The sequence below is a fragment of the Paenisporosarcina indica genome, from assembly GCF_001939075.1.
GTDB classification, from domain to species: domain Bacteria; phylum Bacillota; class Bacilli; order Bacillales_A; family Planococcaceae; genus Paenisporosarcina; species Paenisporosarcina indica.
Map to the genome: position 1 here is coordinate 517,705 of NZ_MPTA01000002.1, position 22,341 is coordinate 540,045.

Sequence of the window (22,341 nt, forward strand, 5' to 3'; positions counted from 1 at the left end):
GCCAGTCATCAAGGAATCCACTGAGACGATTCTCATCCCGAAATTCCAAAGGTGACTGGCATTTTATAGCACTTTATTGATGTTGGCTTTCAAGTTCCGAAACAATTGACTCGACTTCTTTACGAGAAATTTTTTCACGGCCGATTTTCATTGCTTTTAATGTGCTGTTAGCAAGAGCTAGTGGTACTTTGCAGAACATGGTAATCCCACGATTATTAATATCTTTTACATACTCGTTCCCCAACGCCAAATTTTGTTTGGCATAGGCAAATAAATCTTCACGTTCCCACCCATCAGGTAAGAAGCGCACGCCACGCTCCCAATCTTCATCTTGGTTACGCAAGATATTTACCGCTTGCAAGCCTCGTCCAAAAGCAACAGCTTTTTCACGATCAGTATCTGTATTGTCATGCCACTTCCATATATCTGATAGCATGCATCCAACGAGGCCTGCTACGTAATACGTATAGTCGTCTAAATCTTCTTTTGTCTTAATACGCCAATCTTTTTCTACCCATTTGGCCATTCCTTCTGCCATAATCGCCGTAGACTCTTTTACTTTCTCCACTACATCTGGCGGACATAGTAACAGCCAGTCGCCAAGTCGTTGAGTTACAACCGGAAGCAAATCTTTATACGGATGGATCAGTGATCGGTATTTTTCTGGATCGAATGTCGTTTTCATACTTTCACTAATCGAAGATAATAAATGACTTTTTGTCCCCGCTAACATATCGGGGTGGTCTTCAATTTCATCTATCGCACGCATGCATAAATAGGCAGATGCGACTGTTTTACGTAATTTAGGCTCTAAGAAATTGATTGGTATAAAAAATGTCCGACTCGTTTGTTTTAACACATCCATCGCTTCCCGTTGCAATAACACGGCCTCGCTCATATTAGATTCCTCCCGTTCCGTTCACTAATTTTGCTTATGTATTATAAAGTATACTACCATTGTAAGTTATTCTAATCCTCTAATCATACAATAAAAACTACTATTAGTAAGTTATCAAGAGTGAAAAATCAAGAAATCTATAAAAAATAATAGTTGCAATGACACATTTTGTTCTAACAAGAGTGATTCCGCATAAAAAAAGAGCCCGGCATTCTAGGTGGCCACTGAAAAGGTTCCACATTCTATAATAACGCTTCGGCACTTTGCGGATGCCTCCTACGCTGGTTCTGCTAGGTTTATGAATTATATCTGTGAAAAAAGAAGACACTTTTTAACTGAGCAATGGCTCAGTTGTAATAATCGAAGGTCACGTAGGAATTTTTGGGGATGACGTAGGAAAAAAGGAAGTTCACGTTGGAATTATTGGCCTTTTAGTAGGAAACTCACCTTTTCCAGAAAGAGTTTCCCATTCTTCTTTTCACAGAAAAGGCTGCCAGATATCCTCCGGCAGCCCCAATCAAGTTTTTTATCTTCCATATTTAATGGAAAATCTCTTTAATAACCCCGCCCGCTTTCGCTTAGAACACTGAAAAAGTTCACCATTATAGACTGGACTATGCATCAACGCTTCGGCGCTTTGCAGATGCCTCCCGCGAGAAGCCAGACAGAAATCCACTGCCAATGCCAGTTTTCTCGCTCCGGCTACCACTTGAAAGACGTCTAGGTTCCGCTAGGCTTATGAATACCATTTGTATACAGATTACCAATGACCCTTCCCACAATTTTATTAGGAAGGGCTCTTGTTTAGAATGAACGGACTTTTTCAGTGACTCGCATTCTAGTAGTATGTAGGACATTGCTTCGTCCCACAGAACTACTTGGTGCCTGACTCTTTCAGCTTCTTAGCTATTTTTCAATTTTTCATTTAGATGTGCTGCAGCTGCAAAGGCAGTTTTGTCCTGTGAAATATCCCCGGGTCGGCTTGCTTTTCCTAGCACATAGCCTTCAAATGACATACTCATGAAATCAAAAATATAGTTGAATTGCTGAATGAGGGGCAACCCTTTTATCATCGGCTTATCTCCGCCCACAGCAACAACGTATGCTTTTTTTGTTCCCAATTCCGCTCTAAAATCAGGGAACTTTTTATCCCGCATCGTTTGTGACCATCGATCAAAAAAGTTTTTCATTGTCCCAGGCATACTGTACCAATAGATAGGTGTCGCAAAAATAAACGTCTCGTGCTTCATCATGCGTTCCACCAAACCATTATAATCGTCATCCACTTCAGCAAATCCACCTTCTGCATGTCGCTGATCATCGATTGGTTTAATGGTGTGATCGCGTAAATATATTTCTTCGACTTCCAGCCCCTCAATTACCCGCTCTGTCAGTTTCTCGGTATTGCCATTTTGTCGTGCACTCCCATATATCACAACAATGCTCATAATTTAAGGTCCCCTTTTGTTTTATAAAATAAGGTAGGCAATTATTAGTGTATGCAAGTGTCTCTGAAATTTCCTCAGAGTACCCCTAAACTGAATCAAACAAAAATTTCACCCATTACATGCGATCATAATGGATTCGACAAAAAACTAACGGCCAAATTCGGAGGGTGAAATGAAGATAAATAAACATATTTCACAGTGGTTTGACTTGTATAGCGATGGCATCTTCCATTACATTCTTCACGCCTTCTTTAACAAAGCATTTACATCAAAGTTATCCACATGTGGATAGATGCAGCGTTTTCTTCTCTTATGCACATTTTGTGGACTGTTACCTATTAAGCGTGTATAACTTTTCGCTTATTCCCCTTTTATTCTTCTATTATAAGACTCTGAATAGGCCTCTTTTCTAAATCGCAATATCTCGTCATCCGAACATTCGATTCCTGCAGGTAACACTGTTGGGTCAAACACATAGTGATCTACAACGACAGGTGCTTTTGATTTCACACGTAAAATCCCTGCTTCTATTCGCGTTCGCTCCTTTGGCCATTCTTTTGTAGGGTCGTCCGTTGGATCACTTGATTCCCCTATCACAATATATAAGCGAAATCGTACCTCTGCTTTATCCAGTCGTTCGTTTAATTCCGTTGATAAGTAGTCTACTGACTTAGTCGCCATTTCTTTAATTGATAATGATTCGACACCCGCTTCTGGTTCCCACTCAAATTTCACTGGAGTTCTTATTCCTTTTTCATTCACCAAATAAAAGGCATGAATAGCATAATAGCGGCCTGTTGCAAAACTATTTGTATTTTCGAGTTTTCGTATCATTTGAAAAGCTGCTCGACTTTCTGGATACTGGGCAAATAGTTTTACCGTGTCTTTAAAATGCGGTTTGAAGTCTTGAAAAGAATGCACTGTATTTAATATATCGAAGAATGTCTGTGGAGACTTCGTTATAAAGATTGGAATGGTTGTTCCGACTAAATTTGCGATTTCTTCGTTAGGTAAATGAAATTGAACTGACATTCCTTTTACTACAGATAATGCGTCGGGTGTTTGAGGATTTGGCCAAACATTAGAAAAACGTACAATTGCCGGGACTTCCGTTTCTGCTAAATGTGCAGCCATCGTATATTTGCCGGCTTCACCGGTCGGGGTAAACGTTGCTTCATATAATTCACCTTTCGCATGCGCTCGACGGTATCCAGGATATGTTCCTGCGACTTTCTCAATTTGATTGACCGTCCGTTTTGCCAAATTTGTTTCATTTGTATGCTCTATCACAACGAATCCTCCTTGTTAATAAAATGTCGCTACCTCTAATCATGGTTTGAAGTCGATATAAAGTGTACACTTAAAAATGGTATCTTCATTCTTAAGATACCCTTAACTAATGCAAATTAACTTATACAAAGGTGGACTACACATGACAAATCATGAAGAAACAAATTTACCTCCAAAAACGTGTTCGGTCGAACGATTAATCACGATGGAATCGGATATTGAGCTTGTACTACAAGGAAAGAAAACCGCAACTCGTCGTAACGGACGCTACGCAGATGTCGGTGAAATCATGGAACTTAAAGGAAAGTCTTTCAAGGTGGATAAAGTTTATATACAAACTCTTGGGGATTTAACAGATAAACATGCAGTACAAGAAGGTTTTCAATCGGTAGAAGACTATAAACAATCCATATTGGCTTACCACCCTGGTATGCCTTGGTTGCCTCATATGACAGTATGGACTCATGAATTCAGTCCGGTAAAAGCATAAGTAATGTATAATTTTTACGGCCTTATCATATTCACCCATGTATTGAGTATGGTTCTATCAGTTGGACCTCTTTTTGTGTTATTTGCAGTCTTGAAAAGAATGCATGGTGCAGACCTCGCAATTGAAATAGCTTACCTTGCAATATTCCGTTCGGTTGTTCGTTTGATTAAACACGCTGGACATGTATTAGTAGGCTCAGGAATTTTACTTGTTTATCTTGGACCATGGCCATGGCATACACCTTGGATTGTGATGACGATCGGATTAATGATCCTCTCCATCTTCTTCTTGGCTAGTGCATTTAAAGGGACACTCAAGAAATATGAAAATCCCGATTTCGATCGACAGGTTTTAAACCGAAAACTGTATAGTTCCACTTGGACTTATATCATTTTATTGGTCCTCATGTTGGCTCTCATGGTGATGAAACCAACATTATGGTAAGAACCACAAATCACTGTGACAACTGTGGGCTCTAAGGTGCTTTGAATTACTACAGCAGCCTGTCTAAACTAATTAAGAGGGATGTGCGAAATGACTACATGTCACTTTGCACATCCCTTTTTTCAGACCAGTAAGTTACGTGTTTATTATTTTCTGGATGCTTCTTAATCTAAATTCCAATTTATTCCTCTGACTCGTACTCGTATTTTCCTTTTCTTTAGATATTTATTAGATGAATAAAGAAAACGGATCAAAAGACGCTCTACATAGTCTTCCAATAACTTTTTTATTCTATCCACTCCATCCTTCTCATGCATAAAATGTGGTGATTTTGCCATAGTAAGAATGAATTGATTTCTAGGACATCGACCCAAGGAGGATTTTGATATGGATGATCACACTCAAATGAGCTGGAAAGAAGATATTGTACTTGGTCAATTACACAATTCTGTGGACAATGCCGCGATGGCTGTAGGTAAAGCTCTGACAAAACCTACCGATCAGTTTATACAAGAAGCACGTCATATGATTGAACATGCAGATCGAACAGTCGAAAATGCTCTCGAAAGTCGCGGAAACATTGAGCCCATTAGTTCACTGCAAGCTCAGTTGAATCATGAGAAGGAACGTCTTAACACTTTGCACTAAATGTCTTATAAGTTTAACTTTCAGGTTTTTCTAGTATCCTGATATAAGTAGTATTATCCCCCGCCCAGTCATACTTTATATAAAAATGTACTAGTTGTTTTGATTAAAACCCACCAGTTCAACTGATGGGTTTTAATCGTTTTACACCTTGATTCTAAGGGTATGCACAAACTAGTCAGATATTAATTCGGAGGTGCTCGAACGTGGAAGAACAAACACGATCCATTGTCCAACAATCACTAAATGCCTTGTTAGAAAACGAAAATTTCTTGACAGATTTAAAGGGTGGCATGCGACAGAAAGCTTTTACTTCCTTAAATTCCATTCTATCAACCCCCAATCAAATACATAAATCATTTTTGCGGGTTCCATTAGAAGGTGGGGAAGTTGTTCGCATTCCCTCATATCGTGTTCATCACAATGATGCCCTCGGTCCATACAAAGGCGGGATTCGTTTTCACGAAACAGTTAATGAAGAAGAAGTCGTGAATTTGGCATTCCTAATGACACTAAAAAACGCTCTTCATAATGTCCCTTTTGGTGGTGGTAAAGGTGGCATTATGATTAATCCCAAAGACTTTTCCGAAAAGGAATTGCATAAAATCTGCATCAAATATGTTAGATATTTCAATAATGTAATTGGACCAGATAAAGACATACCCGCTCCAGACGTTGGTTCAGGTGAGCGTGAAATGGATTGGATGATGGCAGAATACAAAAAGATTAATCAGGGAAGTCCCTACCTTGGGAGTTTCACCGGAAAAAGCGTTGAGAACGGCGGTTCTTTAGGTCGTCGTGAAGCAACCGGCAAAGGTGTTTACTTTACTTTCCGTTATTTACTGAACAATTATGTAAAAGACAATCAAGCAACTTTTGCAACTACAACAAATCCATTTGCTAAAACTGCACTTGAATATGTGAATCGTGAATTAACTGTTGCAGTCCAAGGCTTTGGTAATGTTGGTTCCGTAACAGCTCTCGAGGCATATCGCTGTGCACATATTCAAAACAAGGTGGTAGCTGTCAGTGACCGTAACGTAACGCTCTTCAATGCAGACGGTCTTGATATTCCAGCCCTTGTCGAATTCACTGCCAAAAATAAAGGTGATTTGCCGACATCTGAAGATCAATTAACAGCAGCAGGTATTGCAGCAACGATTCAAGGAAGAGAGGATATATTAACCATGGATGTAGATGTTTTATTCCTGGCCGCCCTTGAAAATCAGTTGAATGACCAAAATAAAACGCAAATCAAAGCACGCATCATTGTAGAAGGTGCAAATGCTCCAACCACCCGAGAAGCAGATGATTATTTAAGTGAGAAAGGCGTCGTCATCATTCCAGATATCTTAGCCAATGCTGGCGGTGTCATTGTTTCTTATTTAGAATGGTTACAAGGTCGAGAAACGCAATTCTTCTCTGAAGAAGAAGTCTACAATCAATTGCTCGCAAAAATGAGGAATACAATGGATACCCTACTTCCGCAATATTTTGGTGATACTTTCTCACTTCGCCAAAATTGCTATATTCATTCGGTGACCCGTCTGTCCACTGTTTTGTATCGTCAAGGGAAGTTATATTAACCACGAGAAATGTCACCTTTTCCTTCGTGTTACTTACTTTGATTGTTCCATTAAGTTCATTATTTATTTGAGGTTTACTGCGAGTATGGATATGGCTCCTAGCACTTGCTTACCAAATAGATTCACTTGCGAATCAGTGGATGCTCTAAGGTTTTAAAGACTCTTGATTGGAAATCATCGGGATCCCACTTGTTATTTGTATATTTACAAAAACAACGAGCCTTTCATCGATAAAATTTTGGGAAGGCTCGTAAGATATATGTATACACTGTACTAGCATACTAAATGGGATGGAATCAATTTGACTAGGCAGAACCAGCGTAGGCTCCTTTCAAGTGGTAGCCAGTCTTCTCATGGGAGGCATCCACAATGCGCCGAAGCGTGTATGATAAGGAATACTTAATCCTTTCTATACTAGTTACTAGTGGACTTTTTGAGTGATCTTATGAATTCCCTTGCTATTTTTTAATTCCACTCATTTTTAGCCCAATATTTGAATAACTTCATTTCATACAGTATCGTTATCATGAGCAATGCAAGAGTAACCTAAATAACTTATAAAGGATGATAGATATTGGGTAATTCGTCTACAACATCACTAACGATGACGCGTGTTTTTGATGTCCCAGCAGATAAAATATTTGATGCTTGGCTGAATCAAGAAATGATGAAGAAATGGTTTTTTACGATGGAGCATACGAATAAAGTGGCACAGAATGAACCTTATGTCGGTGGGACATGGGAAATTGTTGATCATCGAGATGGTAAGGATTACAGAGCCATTGGTGATTACATTGAAGTTGACTCGCCAAGTAAATTAGTTTTCACTTTCAAGATGCCTCAATTTAGTGATTCGCAGGATGTAATTACAGTAGAAATTAAACCTCATGATATGGCTTGTGAGATGACCTTTACACAAGAGATTACCGTTCCTCATGAAGAAGGCTGGACAGATGAAGATATCGAAAAAGCTCTTGATGAATATAGGAGTCAAACCGAACAAGGTTGGGGATATATGTTTGAAGGGTTAAAGCAATTAGTGGAAACGGGTAAAATTAATTATCCCTCATTTTAATTACGTTCACGAGTGCTATATTCGCTCGTGTTTTTTTCTGTTCGAGATAAAACACGCTGTTCTTTATCGTACATTTTCGATGACCGCATGATAACCGCAGAATAGATGTGCTAGGCGCAAATGCACTCTTGATAATAAAATAACCACCTTTAGAAAAAAAACAGTAAAAAGCTTGGATACATTAATCCAAGCTCATTTCTATTCAAAATTAACTCTTATATCGATTTAATCTGATCTTTTTCAAATCCAACTAGAATTGTGTCTTCAGAATTTGCATATTTTAGTTGCGTTTGATTTAATTCTAAACGCATTTTTTCCGTCTCAGCAATGAAATTCTCACTCTTTACCTTCTCCAGTTCCAACTCGTCCTTCAACATTTTCGCTTTCAGCTTTTGAGTCCCTCTTACTTGCCCCAATATTAATGCGGTCAGCGGAATAGAAAATACCATTATGACAGAAATTAACCCTATTATTTCTTGCATACTGTTCGCTCCTTTTTCAATATTCTGATTTCAGAAGTCGTAGATGGTTGACTTTGCAAAATCGGTGTACGGGGAAAATAATAAATTGGTTTCATGTTCGAGAAATAGCCTCACTCATTATTTCGACGTCAAAGTTAGAATACCTCTTAACTCCCGAATTATACTGACTAATATTTGGAAAAATTTCTTTTTCTCCCATTAAGTAGTCTAGATAAAAAACGAAAAGTGTCAGTCACCATAAGCATCGGAGGACGTTTCCCCTCACTTAACCCATTGGCGATTGACACTTTACTCGAGTAAAAAATTTCATCTATATTACCTTCTTAAGATTCCACGTTCTATTGCTTGCTCGGTTAGTTCATCTCTGAATTTCGGATGTGCGATACTAATAAGTTGTTTCGCTCGGTCACTGATTGATCGACCATGAAGGCGAGCAATTCCATACTCTGTCACAACGTTGTCGACATCGTTTTTCCCGGTCGTCACAACTGATCCCGGTGCTAAATCCAATTTAATTCTGGAAATGGTATCGTTTTTTGCCGTGGAATACATGCAAATAAAGCCTTTGCCATTTTCCGCAAAACGTACACCACGTGCAAAATCAATTTGTCCGCCACTTGAAGAATAGTATTTTCCTCCAACCGTCTCCGAAGCACATTGACCAAATAAATCGACTTCAGTGCTTGCATTAATGGACACGATATTTTCTTCTTTTGCAATTTCCCGTGGGTCATTGACAACACTTACGGGTAAAAACTCTACGGATGTGTTGTTATGAAGGAAGTCATATAGTCTTTGTGTTCCAAAAGCGAAAGTCGCGACAATCTTCCCTTTGTTTGTGAATTTCTCAGTTCCAGTTATTGCACCTGACTCTACTAAATCCACGATACCGTCTGTTAACATTTCTGTATGTACACCAAGATTGCGGTGATTTCTCAATAAACTCATAACGGCATTTGGCACTGAACCGATCCCAATTTGTAGTGTAGCCCCATCCTGAATATGTGCTGCGACTTTTTCAGCAATACGCATATCTTTTTCTCCGATTTCCGGAACCACTTCTTCTGCAAGTTGCGTATCATGCTCCACATAGCCTGCAATTTGGCTGATGTGTACTTGGTTGTGTCCAAATGTACGTGGCATATTTCGATTCACTTCTAATATAAATGGTACTTTGCCAATAAACTCAGCTACATAATCCGCTTGAGTCCCAAGTGAGAAATAGCCATGCTCGTCCATCGGAGAGGCAACAGAAAAAACCATCGACATTTTCGTTACTTTCTTAAGCATACGCGGGATTTCATGAAAATTATTTGGCACTAGGTCCATTTTTGCTTGCTGATACGTTTTGCGTGTTGCCCCGCTTAGAAAATACGACACATGTGTTAGCTGTCCTGGCATCTCGCCCAATATATACTTGCGCGGATGTAATGCTAGCATTTGATGAATTTTGACATTACTCAATTCACTAGCATGTTCTTCTAAAATATCTAATAACTGAATGGGTTCACCATTTGCAATCGGGATGATGATGTCTGCTTCCTTCTCAATTAATTCAATTACTTCATTTACGTCTAATAATTTTGACATACTTAATCGCTCCATTCAAAACCTATTCCTATAACTTTAGCATACATACGTCGCGTTTTTTAAGCAGAATGTATGCAGATAATCGTAATAATACTAGTCGAAAATTTAAAAATCACAAATATTTCGTATGAATTGGCGATGAGTGCGAAAAATAGTACTACATAACTTCTTTTTACTAATCATGATGTCCTATATGATATTTGTCATACTCGTCACTTGACGTTTATGCCTTTTAACATCTACTCCTAATGTCTATTCTTAATATAACAAGTAATTTAAATAAAAAATTCAAATACATCTTCATCAGGAGGACGCTATGAGTAAAGAAAAAACAATGCAATTACGTAAACTAATCGCTCCATTTGAGAAATCCGATACAGCTGCAAGTGTTTGGCAAATTATTAACACGATTCCACCTTTCTTCATCCTTTGGTTCTTGGCCTACCAGAGCTTAGACATTTCGGTATGGTTAACTGTTGCGTTAGCAGTAGTGGCATCAGGGTTTATCGTTCGAGTCTTTATCATTTTCCATGATTGTACACACGGTTCTTTCTTTAAGAGTAAGAAAGCTAACGCGGTATTAGGTACGATCACTGGTATCATGACATTGTTTGCTTATGAAAAATGGAAACGTGATCATTCAATTCATCACGCAACAAGCAGTAACTTAGACAAACGTGGAGTTGGCGACGTTTGGGTAATGACAGTTGACGAATATGTTGAAGCGACACCAGGTCGTCGATTTGCTTATCGTTTATACCGTAATCCAATCGTTATGTTTGGTTTAGGACCATTGTTCTTGTATTTAGTATCAAACCGTTTTAACCGTAAAGATGCACGTAAAAAAGAGCGCAATAACACTTGGTTTATTAATGTAGCAATCGTTGTATTGTATGCTTTCATGATTTGGTTGATCGGATTCCCGGCCTTCGCGATCATTCAAGGAACCATGCTAATTGTAGCGGGTTCACTTGGCATATGGTTGTTCTATGTTCAACATCAATTTGAAGATTCATACTTTGAAGACGAAGATCAATGGGATTATGTAAAAGCTGCAGTTGATGGCAGTTCTTTCTACAAATTGCCAAAAATCCTTCAATGGTTAACTGGAAATATTGGCTATCATCATGTGCATCACTTAAGCCCACGTGTTCCAAACTATCGTTTAGAGCAAGCACATGAATCAGCACCGCCGCTTCACAAAGCAACAACGATTACGCTAAAAACAAGTTTACAATCGATTCGTTTCCGTTTATATGATGAAACGAAAAAGACGTTTGTCAGCTTTAATGAAATTAAACACTTACTAAACGCTCAAAAAACTTCTACTCAATTTCAAACAAAACGATAAATAAATGAAAAACCATTCCGCTTATGGAATGGTTTTTCTGTCTGTTATAATTAGGAAAGCTGAAAATTTAATTTTCATATCATTTTTTCGGAATACAGGAGGAACTTATGCAACGTTGGTATCAAATATTCCCTAAAAATCCGTACATCAGTATTTATGTATGGATCATCTTTTGTATCCTGCCATTATTTTTTATATTTAAATCATTTTCCCCTTTAGAAAGTTTCATTGGTCTTTTGCTGGTTGCCGGATTTTTCTTGAGCTATCGCCAATCTTTCCTGTCAAAAGGGTGGCGTATGTATGTATGGATTGCGATTCAAATTGTTGTTAGTATCACGTTAATCATCTTATTTGGATACCTTTATTTTTCCTTGTTCTTGGCCTTTTTCATTGGAAATATTCGCAACAAAGCAGGATTTATCACGATGTATGTCGTACATCTTGTAACAACGATTGTTTCTGTTTGTATTGGGTTTTTCACACAAAACAATTTGTTCGTCACACAATTTCCTTTTCTATTGATTGGTGTTATAGGGGTCATTTTACTGCCATTTAATTCGTATAACCGCATTAAGCAGGAAAAACTAGAAGGACAGTTAGAAAATGCCAACAAACGTATTTCTCAACTTCTTGTCATCCAGGAACGACAACGCATTGCTCGGGATTTACATGATACGTTAGGGCAAAAGCTATCGTTAATTGGGCTAAAAAGTGATTTAGCCTATAAAGTAATCGATAAGGATCCGGTTCGAGCAAAAACTGAGCTTCTGGATATTAACTACACTGCCAGAATTGCCTTAAAAGAAGTGCGAGAACTTGTGTCGAATATACGTGCTGGCAAACTAGAAGACGAACTTATACGCGTTCAGCAAATATTAAAAGCAGCGGAAATTGATTTCCGCGTCAAAGGCGATCCAGCTTTAAAAGATACCCCTTTGCTCGTTGAAAATGTATTAACCATGTGCTTAAAAGAAGCGATAACGAATGTTGTAAAGCATAGTCAAGCCACATTTTGTCACGTCTTGATTAAACAAACTCAAAACGAATTATTTCTTCAAGTACAAGACAACGGCATTGGGTTTGAACAAGGAAAACAATTTTTAGATGGCAATGGATTACGAGGGATGAAGGAACGATTAGAGTTCGTTAATGGCGTGCTTGAAATTTCAGGATCATACGGCACTACGCTTAATATTCGAATTCCTCATGTTATCTTACAAAAGATTAAGGAGGTATAGAAATGATTCGCATTGTACTTGCAGAAGATCAACGCATGTTGCTTGGTGCACTTGGCTCATTGCTTGATTTAGAGGAAGACATGGAAGTGGTAGGAAAAGCTCGCAATGGTGAGGAAGTCCTCCCGTTGGTCCAGCAATTAAATCCAGATGTGTGCATTATGGATATCGAAATGCCGTTAAAAACAGGGTTGGACGCTGCTGAAGAATTAAAGGATCATGATTGTAAAGTAATAATCCTCACCACTTTTGCTCGTGCCGGTTACTTCGAACGAGCACGTAAAGCAAATGTTAAAGGCTATTTATTGAAGGATAGTCCGAGTGAAGATTTGGCTAACTCCATTCGTAGCATTATGCAAGGGCGTCGTATATATGCTCCCGAATTGATTGACCTTGCGTATAGCGGAGATGAAAATCCGTTGACCGATCGCGAACACCAAGTTCTCGAACTCATTGCAAATGGGAAAAACACCAAAGAAATTGCCAACCAAATGTATATCACAACCGGAACCGTGCGAAATTATGTTTCCGCAATCCTCGATAAGTTGGACGTTGGTAACCGCATCGAAGCCATTTCTAGGTTCAAAGAAAAAGGGTGGTTTAAATAGCACTTCCTGTTGGATGTGCTTTTTTATCAGCCTTTTAATATATTCGAACTTATGCATACATAGCCCTCACTTAGTGCCTGGTTCCGCTTCAGCGAATCACTACTCATCTGGATCATTCTTTTATAGCCATAAGCTTTATTTTTACGTGAATTATGATTACTTTATTATCGATGAAAACCCAAACTATTAATAGCACTTGAAAGAAAGAGGAGTATGTGATGATGGATCAAAAAACCTTAACAGATTATATTATTCAAAAATACCAAGAGGATGAGCAAGTGATGATTCAGCTTTTTGTTCAATGGTGTCAACATCATGAGATTGACCCCTTCACTCTTTATCAACAAGCCTATCCGACTCAACCAATAAATGAGGCAATAAAACAGATTGTTGATAACAATGAACCTATGGACCTGGACATTGATTCGGGAACACTCATTGAAATCCTCCAGCTTTTTGGCAATGATGATCTTGCGTATGTCGTATCTGAAGCAACAAATAAGCTTTCTTAATAACCAAGACTTTATCGTGGCTATTCTTTACCTTACATTTGCGCTGGCTCGTCTCAGAAAGGGTGTGCTAGGCGCATATTCACTCCTTTTTTATTGGCTATGTTAAAGTCTCTGGTTGATTTTGTATTAAAAAATGCACTTGGAAACATTTCTCCAAGCGCATTTTTTTACTACCTTTTTTACTAAATCACTGATTAGGTAATTTCCATTTCCACCACCTGTTTTTCAATGTCTTCTATAGAAAGAGACTTTTTAACTTTCGTTTGCCAGCGACCATCATATATGTTTCCATATTGAATTGCGACCGTAAGTAATTCTCTTTAACCTCTTTGTACATTTTCTCAAGTGAAACTAGATAGTTTCCAAACATTCTTGTATCTCCACTCATTATTTTTGTTGAAAAATAATGAGACTAGACTTTTATCTGCTTGATGTGACACAGTAACCCTTCCACCTTCCATTACGGAGGTCAAAAAATATACTTTCAGGACTTTCAAATATTCTTTAAGGATAATCACTTTATAAAGTCTCTATAGGAACAATTGCGGAAGTTAAAATCAGCTTTTATTAAACATCTTCATATACGTTCGAAATAAACCATGTATCATCCACTAATTCAAATTGGATAGTCGTGAAATGATAATAATTTCCTTTTTTCTTTGGAGTGAACTGATAATGCAAATTGTATATTCGTTTATCTTTACTGTCTTCTTGAAATCCATAACCATTTAATTTTGTAAATACAATATTTTCATATAGATTCCAAGTGGGTTTATTGTAGGTATATCCATCACTGAAAGTAATTGAAAAGTCATCCTCTAAAGTTGATCCTGGTAAAAGTAAAGGTTCAATTGCTTCTTTTTCCCCTAGTGACATTGCAAGTAAAAATCTTTGGGCAATTTCTTCAGTCAGTCCCTTTACGTTTTCATTATCTTCAATTGCTGATAATTGGTTTTGTAACTCTTCGTTCTCTACGACGAAACTACTATCTTCCCCTGTGGCAGAATTTGTTGGGGTTGTGGCCTCATTTTTATTTACAATTGAAAAAACAAAAAACGTTGCGAGGGTAATAAATAAAATCGATACAGCTATATGTTTATAGTTAGAAAAGAATGTAGACGATTGTTTAAATTTACTTCCCTCCATTTCATTAAGAATTTGCTTTTTTATTTGGTGAGTAAAACGTGGTTTGCTTCCAATGAAATCATCAATTTCACGCTTAATGTTATTCATAATGAAATCCCTCCCACTCATTTTCATTAAGCCGGTTTTTTAATTGGGTTCTTGCACGAGAAAGCCTTGATTTAACTGTATTTTCTGTGCAATTTAAGACTAAACTAATTTCTGCTATTTTCATTTCTTGGTAGTAGAATAGCAAGATCACTTCTCGATATTTCATTGGTAGAGACATGATTTCCTTAAATAAAGCACTATTTTCAGTTTTTCTAATAGCTTGATTCTCTGGATTAGTCTTATTGGATAAAAGTTCAACAAGGGCATTTGTAAAATTGCTTTTTTTATTCTTCCAGCTTCGCAAATGATCATAGCACCGATTTACTGTGATTTTGCAAAGATAAGTTTTTAGCGATGATCTTTGCTCAAACTGCTCTGAGTTTTGATAATAACGAATAAAGACATCTTGAACAATATCTTCCGCTGCTTCCCAATCTTTAACGTACATGAAAGCTAATCTAATTAAGTATTCCCCATGTTCTTCCATTACTTGTTCAATATGAAGGCTCGTTTTATCATCCATGGGATATCTCCTCTCTAAACATAAAATAAGTAGTCCTTTAGAAATTTTAATAATGGGCTTATTTTTGAATTGCAACATACAAAAACAAGTTTTCAAAAGATGCAGTAAATATTTGGCAACCATCATTTTTATTCTATAGACGTAATGTTTTGAAAGAAGGTGACAAAAAGGGTAAAAAAAATTCCTTAATTTCTTTTTTACTTTTTTATCGATTTCTATAAATAAACTAAGAACTTGTCTTAGATGCGAGTTCACACTGGATATTTATGTTAAAATCCCTATAAGTTTGTGAAGAAATTCACTTAAACTAACGCAGCATAAAAGTTCTACTATATATGATCGCTGGCTTTGTTTTTTCATTCCCAAACTATTATTTATACCTTTTATATATTTATCTATATGGGGATCCATAATCTCATTATTCATCTACCATCTACCTCAGTTTTAATATCTCTCTTCATTCCAAAAAGTTTAGATATATCTTTTCAATCGTTATTCCTATCTTTCTTTTAACGTCCAGTGGAAAATAGAATAGGTCAGTATATAAAAAGTATTCCTTCTTGAAATATAGTTCAATAAAACAGCGGCAGTCTAGGACATTATTTTTCCTAGGCTGCCGCTGTTGAACTGACCATCTATAAAACATATGCTGATTAATTTCTTGTAATAGAAAAAACTGATTTTTCAAAAATACCAAATTTGTGTCCCATAAGTTTGGCTTATATTATTCTAGGTTTGTGATTAATTGCTCCCGATTGTTGTTTTCTTTTTATGGTAGTGGCAGCAATTTGCACGACCATCATCGCTACATTAATTAAAATCAGCCCCGCTATTGCTGTGGAGAAGCTATCCGTTGCATCATGAATCCAGCCAAGAATAAGGGGGCCGGTTGCCCCGATCACATAGCCGGCTGATTGGGTCATGGCTGACCAAGCAGCCGCCTCCTGCGGATTGTCGGTAGCGTCTAGAGGCAGTAGTAGATTGAGAGAAAACAAGCCGCCGGCACCTACACCAATAAAGAACGTGGCAACCAACGGTTCAATGGAGAACGCAAGCATCACAAGCCCCACCAGTTGCAATAGCGCTGCAACCATTAGCCAAAGGCGACGGGAAGGGAATTTGCGAAGCAAGATCGGCAGAGCAAGGCTCACCGGAATCTGAACAACGACAAAAATCGTAAGCGCGCTTGCAGCGTAGGACTTACTATAGCCCATTCCTTGAATAATCTCTGGCAACCATGCGGTGAATGAATAGAATAGCATGGCCATCAAGCCGAACGTCAGTGTAAGAAGCCACGCTTTCTTATTTGTCCATGGCATTCTCGTCTTCGTGCCGGTTGAAGCGAGATGATCTTGCGGTCTAATATGCCGCAAAACGAACAACCACCAAAACAGCACTGCGACGAAAGCGATTACCGCCCATATCCCGAGCGCGCTCTGCCAAGAGTTCATACTATTCTGCATCGGCACGATCAAGCTCGAGCTTAGTGCTGCCCCCAGAGTAAGCGCAACCGTGTATATCGCAATCATCGAGGGTACATGCTTCGGAAAGTGGCGCTTAATAAATCCGGGAAGAAGCGGTCCTGCAAATGCAATCCCTATACCCGCTATAAAAGCAGTAATTAACAAAAATGAAGTTGACTGCGTGAAGAACCTAAGAATAGTACCGACTCCTATGACAAGCAGCGACCATCCCAATACCCGTTCAATACCCCATTTCCCGCTGAACTTTACAGCTACGGGAGCGAAGAGTCCCATGCAAAGAACAGGAATCGAGGTCAGCAAACTTGCTACGGAGGCGTTCATTCCTAAGCTGGTTCTAATCGTTTCGAGCAATGGTGCGATCGAGTTAATTGACGGACGCAAGTTCAATGATGCAATAAACAAAGCTATTATCATTAGAATATATTTTTTTTTCATAAAAATTTCATACTCTCCTTCAGGGTGATATTATAAATTTAAAATTTACCATCTCTATAATCGCTATAAGCCTGTATAATCTCTTCGTCGGTGTTCATGACGAAAGGGCCTCTTGCAACGACAGGCTCGCGAATCGGCTCGCCGGCATACAACATGACACGCATGCTACTGCGTGCTTCGATCTTTATTTCGCTCCGCTCGGCAGTTCCCGCAGATTGTATCCATAATACCTGTCCTTGCTCCCCTTCGGTGCTATCGGCCCCAAAGGAGCCTTCGCCTTCCAAAATATACAGAAACCCGTTGTAGGATCCTGGAAGCTCAAACTTGAAGGCTGCGCCGGTCTCCATATTGATTTCAGCCATCGTAACAGGAGCAATATTTAATGTATCAGAGGCCGTATCGCCGAGTGACCCGGAAAATAGACGAATTTCAGCCCCGTTTTCATGAATGACAGGCATATCGGTTTTCCGCAAATCCTGGTATCTAGAGGGTGACATCTTCTCTCCCGAGGGAATGTTCACCCACAACTGTAGAAGATTTACTGTCTCTCCTTCTGCCGCGTCCTCGAGGTGTTCAACGCCTCTGCCTGCAGTCATCCATTGCGCATCGCCGGCATGAAGCACGCCTGTCCCATGCTTGCTGTCATAATGGTTAAGGTTGCCCTCAATCAAAAAAGTGACCGTCTCCATTCCTCGATGAGGATGGATGCCAAACACTCCACTGCGCATATGGTCATGTGCCATGAGCAGAAACGGATCATGCTCTTCCCAATGACCTGGTTCAACTATCCATGCCATCGTATGAATGTCGCTATTTCGTTGGAAATGGATTGTGCGGACACTTTTTATGCCTCGACTAAATACATCTAGATTTTTCATCATAATCTTCCTTCCGTAAATTATTTATAAACTAACTAATAAAGTTGTTAGGCGGTGTCGATTCATTATGCAACGAATCGAATGTTTTATGAAGTAGGCACAACAAAGATACCGTGTACCTTAAAAGTAACCTTTGGGATTAGCGAAGCTCTGGAGGCTCTTTACACATTGAGTCGAATCGTATTAATATTAGCATCACGATACAGTAGGATAGTCAAGAGGCTGGAGGATTAAAAAATGGATGAAAAACCGGATAATTGTAAAGTCGCGACAACGTTGGATATGATTGTGGGCAAGTGGAAAATCGCCATAATGCTCCATTTACTACATTACGGGACGATGAGGTTTAAAGAATTACAAAAAGTAATGCCCAGCGTAACTAAAAAAGTACTCACCTCGCACTTAAGAGAGTTGGAGGAGGAGGGAATAATCCTCCGGGTAACTTACCCTCAGGTTCCTCCGAAAGTTGAATATTCGATGACCAAATACGGGGAGTCGCTCCAAACGATTCTTGATATGATGCATGACTGGGGAGTGTCTCATTTGGCGAATGACAACGGTTAACATTCGAGTAGGCCCAGGGGATTACATCCTGGGCCTCTCACAGAACCAAACGTTAAAGTCTCCCTTCATTTGGATCTTGTTATCCAATTGTTAGACGTATCCCCATTTGCCAGTGATAAAACAAGATTGGTTTGTGCTTTTGCTATACGTACTCCCCGTTTTATACTAAATCTGACTAATGTGAAATTCACAAAGTCGAGTATCTTTCTTGCCTCACTTGCACAGAATTTTAAAGAGAGAATCAGGATATGATATTGAACCAAAAGAAGTGAGAAAAGGTATAAATATGAACAAAAGATAGACTAGCTTTAGTTAAACATGGCCATTATTTCTATGGTCTGTTTTTACGTTCAAAACATCAAGTAGAGTTCGGCAACCTACTGTGAAATGTTACATTTAAACTAACGTGGCAGTTTAGTGGAAGAAGCATATTAAGACCATAATAAATAAATTAAACGAAGAGGAAGCTAACATTTTAATGAATGCTAGCTTCCTTATTTCTTTCATCTTTAGTTAAGAATTTTTCACATTTTCAATATGTTGCAGATGACTTTTTCCCCACTGGTGTAAAGCTTCCATAAGTGGCTCAATTGTTTGGCCGTATTCAGTAAGCGAATATTCTACTTTCGGTGGGACTTGTGGGTACACAACACGGTTGATTAAATCTTGTTCCTCCAGCTCACGTAGATGAAGTGTCAACATTCTTTGCGTAATGTGAGGCATTCGTTTTCTTAACTCATTAAATCTAAGTGTTCCCTCTGCAAGTAAATGTTGCAGAATAATGGGCTTCCATTTACCAAGAAGTGTATCAAGAGCACTTACTACCTTACATTGTTGTGGTTTAATATTGTCATTCAAATTCTTCACTTCCTTTTAAGTACCTTTTTCATACTAAGGAACATTAATGTGCCTACTTATATTTTATGTATATATATATCATAATTGATTTGTGAAGTAATTTCATCAAATTTATTAAAGGACGTGCAACAAAATGAAAGTAGTAGCAATCGTAGGTAGTGTTCGTAAAGAATCATATAATAATAAATTAGCAAAATTCGTTTAAAAACGCTATGCTGATAAATTCGATTTAGAAATTTTAGATTTAAGTGTTTTACCACTTTACAATCAAGATATTGAAGAAAATGCACCACAAACTGTAGTTGATTTTAAATTAAAAGTAAAAGATGCAGATGCAGTTCTTTAGGTAACACCTGAATATAATGCAACAATTCCTGGTGTATTAGCAAATGCGATTGACTGGTTATCAAGAGTAGATAAAGTAATGATTGGCAAACCATTATGGATTATGGGTGCTTCAATCGGTATGTTAGGAACTGTAAAAGCTCAAGCTCATTTGCGTGACATTTTATTTGCAGGAGGCTTACAATCCCCGGTACTTATTGGAAACGAAGTATATGTCGGTGCGGTTCATACGAAAATGGACGAAGAAGGCAATATTACAGATGAAGGAACAGTTGCCTTTTTAGATAATGTTGTTTCTAACTTCAAACAATGGATGATGCAATTTTCTTAAAGGACTAGCGATAGTTGGATAAGAATTATCAAACTTATACAAAACACATTTGAATAGAGAAAATAGAATGCACTCGGTCTCATTTTTTTAAAACCAGTGCTTTTTGTTTGTCTTAATATAAAGAAGAAAGGTATGACTTTTATCAAACTTTGTTCCGAAGCTCATTTGGCATTTAGTTCCAATGGAATAGTTTTTTTAGTATTGATTTCAGTAGTAGGTTGTTTTACAAATTATTACAAATAATCTTATTCAACTAACGGGTGCTTTAGTTAAAACAAGATTATCATTTCGATGGTCTATTTTTACGTCCAAAATATCAAGTAGATTTCAACGATCCAACTCCATTCTTTATTAGAATAAAGGCAAGGCTGGTGCAGTAACCAGAGTAGGATTAATCTACAATAAGTGCGACAGTCTGTGATGCACCGTGGTCGTTGGAGTCAACCTAACGGATAGGCTCTATGGCACCATACTACATCGACCTTCGACGCCAGCCATAGTAATCAATACCCGTTCTGACTCAAAATAGCCAAAGACAAAAAGTGCAGTCATCTCGAATGGTTAGGATTTATTTTAGATCCTAAATCAATTCGAGCGTCTGCACTTTTCTTGAGTATTATTTAATCATTTTGGAAGGATCGACAATTTGATCGAACTGTTCCTCTGTCAACAATCCACTTAGTAGAGCGGATTGTTTTAAGGTCAGTCCTTTTTCATGTGCGTGTTTCGCGATTTTTGCCGCATTTTCATAGCCGATATGTGGATTTAATGCGGTTACTAGCATTAATGAATTACTGACGTGATGGGCGAGTTGGTCCATATTCGGTTGGATCCCGACTACACAATGATCGTGGAAACTTCGTACACTGTCACTTAGTAAACGTACGGATTGCATGAAGTTATAAAAGATAACCGGTTTAAATACATTGAGTTCAAAGTTCCCTTGGCTTGCTGCAATGCCGATTGTCACATCATTGCCCATTACTTGTGTCGCCACCATCGTCAAGGCTTCGCTTTGTGTCGGATTTACTTTCCCTGGCATGATAGAACTCCCTGGTTCGTTTGCTGGAATTGTAATTTCACCAATCCCACTTCTCGGTCCACTCGCAAGCCAGCGTACATCATTCGCTATTTTCATGAGATCTGCTGCCAATGCTTTTAATGCTCCATGGGCGTATACTAGCTGATCGTGGCTGGTTAATGCATGAAATTTGTTCGTCGAAGACGTGAAATTGAAACCTAGATCTGCACTGATCTCAGCAGCCACCCGGTCACCGAATTCCGCATGTGCATTGATGCCGGTTCCTACAGCTGTCCCGCCAATCGCAAGCTCCGTCACATGCTTCATGCTTTCCCGAATCATTTCTTCACTTTTGGCAATCATGTGATTCCATCCACTGACTTCTTGTCCTAATGTTAAAGGCGTAGCGTCTTGCAGATGCGTTCGCCCAATCTTGATAATGTCTTTGAATTTGTTTTCTTGTCCGCTGAAAGTTTCGCGTAATCTCTTAAGTTCTGGCAGTAACATCTCTTGGATTACTTGCACCGCTGCGATGTGCATAGCAGTAGGGAATGTATCATTTGAACTTTGTGATTTATTCACATCGTCGTTTGGATGCAGGATCTCATCACTACCTTCAGTCTTGAGCAACTGGTTCCCACGAAAAGCGATGACTTCATTCACATTCATATTGGATTGGGTCCCGCTTCCGGTTTGCCAGACGACTAACGGGAAATGCTCATTCCATTTCCCTTCACGAATTTCTGTAGCGGCTCGAGAAATTGCGTTCATTTTCACCTTGGGCAATGTTCCTAAATCATGATTCACTTTGGCAGCAGCCTTTTTCAAAACGGCAAATGAATGAATCAATTCAATCGGCATGAACTCCGTACCAATCGCGAAATTTTCTTTACTACGTTGCGTCTGTGCCCCCCACATCTTATCTTCAGGCACTTGAATCTCTCCAATTGAATCGTGTTCCACTCTGTATTTCATGTTTATGGCTCCTTTCGTTTCCTGTAAAATTCAATATTGG

21 protein-coding genes and 1 pseudogene are annotated in these 22,341 nt (G+C 38.6%); 11 read left to right on the forward strand and 11 right to left on the reverse strand.

Annotated features, from left to right (window positions below; genetic code table 11):
* Window positions 1-73: 73 nt before the first annotated feature.
* From GY23_RS07985 to GY23_RS07995, 3 genes are all read right to left on the reverse strand, one after another.
* Complete coding sequence (locus GY23_RS07985) at window positions 74-898, reverse strand: squalene/phytoene synthase family protein (RefSeq protein ID WP_075618686.1); 825 nt, start codon at window positions 896-898, stop codon at window positions 74-76.
* A gap of 902 nt (window positions 899-1,800) precedes the next feature.
* Window positions 1,801-2,346, reverse strand: coding sequence for a flavodoxin family protein (locus GY23_RS07990; protein ID WP_075618687.1), 546 nt, complete (start codon window positions 2,344-2,346; stop codon window positions 1,801-1,803).
* Between the two features lie 360 nt (window positions 2,347-2,706).
* Entirely contained in the window at window positions 2,707-3,636 is a 930-nt protein-coding gene (locus tag GY23_RS07995) for a catalase family peroxidase (RefSeq protein WP_075618688.1), read from the reverse strand.
* A gap of 142 nt (window positions 3,637-3,778) precedes the next feature.
* On the opposite strand from GY23_RS07995, the gene GY23_RS08000 reads away from it, so the two are divergent.
* From GY23_RS08000 to GY23_RS08020, 5 genes are all read left to right on the forward strand, one after another.
* Window positions 3,779-4,126: an ASCH domain-containing protein gene (locus tag GY23_RS08000; RefSeq protein WP_075618689.1), complete on the forward strand. Its 348-nt coding sequence runs from the start codon at window positions 3,779-3,781 to the stop codon at window positions 4,124-4,126.
* A gap of 3 nt (window positions 4,127-4,129) precedes the next feature.
* Complete coding sequence (locus GY23_RS08005; protein ID WP_075618690.1) at window positions 4,130-4,570, forward strand: hypothetical protein; 441 nt, start codon at window positions 4,130-4,132, stop codon at window positions 4,568-4,570.
* A 387-nt stretch (window positions 4,571-4,957) separates the two neighbouring features.
* Window positions 4,958-5,218 carry a hypothetical protein gene (locus GY23_RS08010; protein ID WP_075618691.1) on the forward strand — a complete coding sequence of 87 codons (261 nt, stop codon included), beginning with the start codon at window positions 4,958-4,960 and terminating at the stop codon, window positions 5,216-5,218.
* A gap of 203 nt (window positions 5,219-5,421) precedes the next feature.
* On the forward strand, window positions 5,422-6,801 hold the full coding sequence (locus tag GY23_RS08015; protein ID WP_075618692.1) for a Glu/Leu/Phe/Val family dehydrogenase: 1,380 nt from the start codon (window positions 5,422-5,424) through the stop codon (window positions 6,799-6,801).
* Between the two features lie 574 nt (window positions 6,802-7,375).
* On the forward strand, window positions 7,376-7,876 hold the full coding sequence (locus GY23_RS08020; RefSeq protein ID WP_075618693.1) for an SRPBCC family protein: 501 nt from the start codon (window positions 7,376-7,378) through the stop codon (window positions 7,874-7,876).
* A gap of 215 nt (window positions 7,877-8,091) precedes the next feature.
* Here the strand turns inward: GY23_RS08020 and GY23_RS08025 are convergent, their stop codons facing one another.
* Window positions 8,092-8,358, reverse strand: coding sequence for a hypothetical protein (locus tag GY23_RS08025; RefSeq protein WP_084544064.1), 267 nt, complete (start codon window positions 8,356-8,358; stop codon window positions 8,092-8,094).
* Between the two features lie 315 nt (window positions 8,359-8,673).
* Window positions 8,674-9,948: an acetyl-CoA hydrolase/transferase family protein gene (locus GY23_RS08030; protein WP_075618694.1), complete on the reverse strand. Its 1,275-nt coding sequence runs from the start codon at window positions 9,946-9,948 to the stop codon at window positions 8,674-8,676.
* A gap of 316 nt (window positions 9,949-10,264) precedes the next feature.
* Between GY23_RS08030 and desA the strand changes: the two genes are divergently transcribed.
* The 4 genes from desA to GY23_RS08050 all read left to right on the forward strand — a co-directional run bounded on the left by desA (window position 10,265) and on the right by GY23_RS08050 (window position 13,654).
* Window positions 10,265-11,299, forward strand: a complete 1,035-nt coding sequence (desA, locus tag GY23_RS08035) for a Delta(5) desaturase DesA (RefSeq protein WP_075618695.1) — start codon at window positions 10,265-10,267, stop codon at window positions 11,297-11,299.
* Window positions 11,300-11,406: 107 nt separating this feature from the next.
* Entirely contained in the window at window positions 11,407-12,537 is a 1,131-nt protein-coding gene (locus GY23_RS08040) for a sensor histidine kinase (protein ID WP_075618696.1), read from the forward strand.
* Between the two features lie 2 nt (window positions 12,538-12,539).
* The gene (locus GY23_RS08045; RefSeq protein WP_075618697.1) at window positions 12,540-13,142 is read left to right on the forward strand and encodes a response regulator transcription factor; all 603 of its coding nucleotides are present in this window, start codon (window positions 12,540-12,542) and stop codon (window positions 13,140-13,142) included.
* Between the two features lie 221 nt (window positions 13,143-13,363).
* On the forward strand, window positions 13,364-13,654 hold the full coding sequence (locus tag GY23_RS08050) for a hypothetical protein (protein WP_075618698.1): 291 nt from the start codon (window positions 13,364-13,366) through the stop codon (window positions 13,652-13,654).
* A gap of 567 nt (window positions 13,655-14,221) precedes the next feature.
* On the opposite strand, the gene GY23_RS08055 is transcribed toward GY23_RS08050, so the two are convergent.
* The 4 genes from GY23_RS08055 to GY23_RS08075 form a co-directional block, all read right to left on the reverse strand.
* The gene (locus GY23_RS08055; protein WP_075618699.1) at window positions 14,222-14,887 is read right to left on the reverse strand and encodes a hypothetical protein; all 666 of its coding nucleotides are present in this window, start codon (window positions 14,885-14,887) and stop codon (window positions 14,222-14,224) included.
* Complete coding sequence (locus GY23_RS08060) at window positions 14,880-15,410, reverse strand: RNA polymerase sigma factor (RefSeq protein WP_075618700.1); 531 nt, start codon at window positions 15,408-15,410, stop codon at window positions 14,880-14,882. The genes GY23_RS08055 and GY23_RS08060 overlap by 8 nt, the downstream gene beginning before the upstream one ends.
* A 719-nt stretch (window positions 15,411-16,129) precedes the next feature.
* Window positions 16,130-17,329 carry an MFS transporter gene (locus tag GY23_RS08070; RefSeq protein WP_075618702.1) on the reverse strand — a complete coding sequence of 400 codons (1,200 nt, stop codon included), beginning with the start codon at window positions 17,327-17,329 and terminating at the stop codon, window positions 16,130-16,132.
* A gap of 38 nt (window positions 17,330-17,367) precedes the next feature.
* Window positions 17,368-18,207 carry a pirin family protein gene (locus tag GY23_RS08075; protein WP_075618703.1) on the reverse strand — a complete coding sequence of 280 codons (840 nt, stop codon included), beginning with the start codon at window positions 18,205-18,207 and terminating at the stop codon, window positions 17,368-17,370.
* A gap of 237 nt (window positions 18,208-18,444) precedes the next feature.
* On the opposite strand from GY23_RS08075, the gene GY23_RS08080 reads away from it, so the two are divergent.
* A complete protein-coding gene (locus GY23_RS08080) occupies window positions 18,445-18,771 on the forward strand; it encodes a winged helix-turn-helix transcriptional regulator (protein ID WP_075618704.1) in 327 nt (108 codons plus the stop codon).
* Window positions 18,772-19,284: 513 nt separating this feature from the next.
* On the opposite strand, the gene GY23_RS08085 is transcribed toward GY23_RS08080, so the two are convergent.
* Window positions 19,285-19,629 carry a winged helix-turn-helix transcriptional regulator gene (locus GY23_RS08085; protein ID WP_211270652.1) on the reverse strand — a complete coding sequence of 115 codons (345 nt, stop codon included), beginning with the start codon at window positions 19,627-19,629 and terminating at the stop codon, window positions 19,285-19,287.
* 235 nt (window positions 19,630-19,864) lie between these two features.
* On the opposite strand from GY23_RS08085, the pseudogene GY23_RS08090 reads away from it, so the two are divergent.
* A pseudogene (locus GY23_RS08090) lies at window positions 19,865-20,305 on the forward strand (NADPH-dependent FMN reductase).
* 616 nt (window positions 20,306-20,921) lie between these two features.
* On the opposite strand, the gene fumC reads toward GY23_RS08090, so the two are convergent.
* Entirely contained in the window at window positions 20,922-22,301 is a 1,380-nt protein-coding gene (gene fumC / locus GY23_RS08095) for a class II fumarate hydratase (RefSeq protein ID WP_075618705.1), read from the reverse strand.
* Window positions 22,302-22,341: the final 40 nt, after the last annotated feature.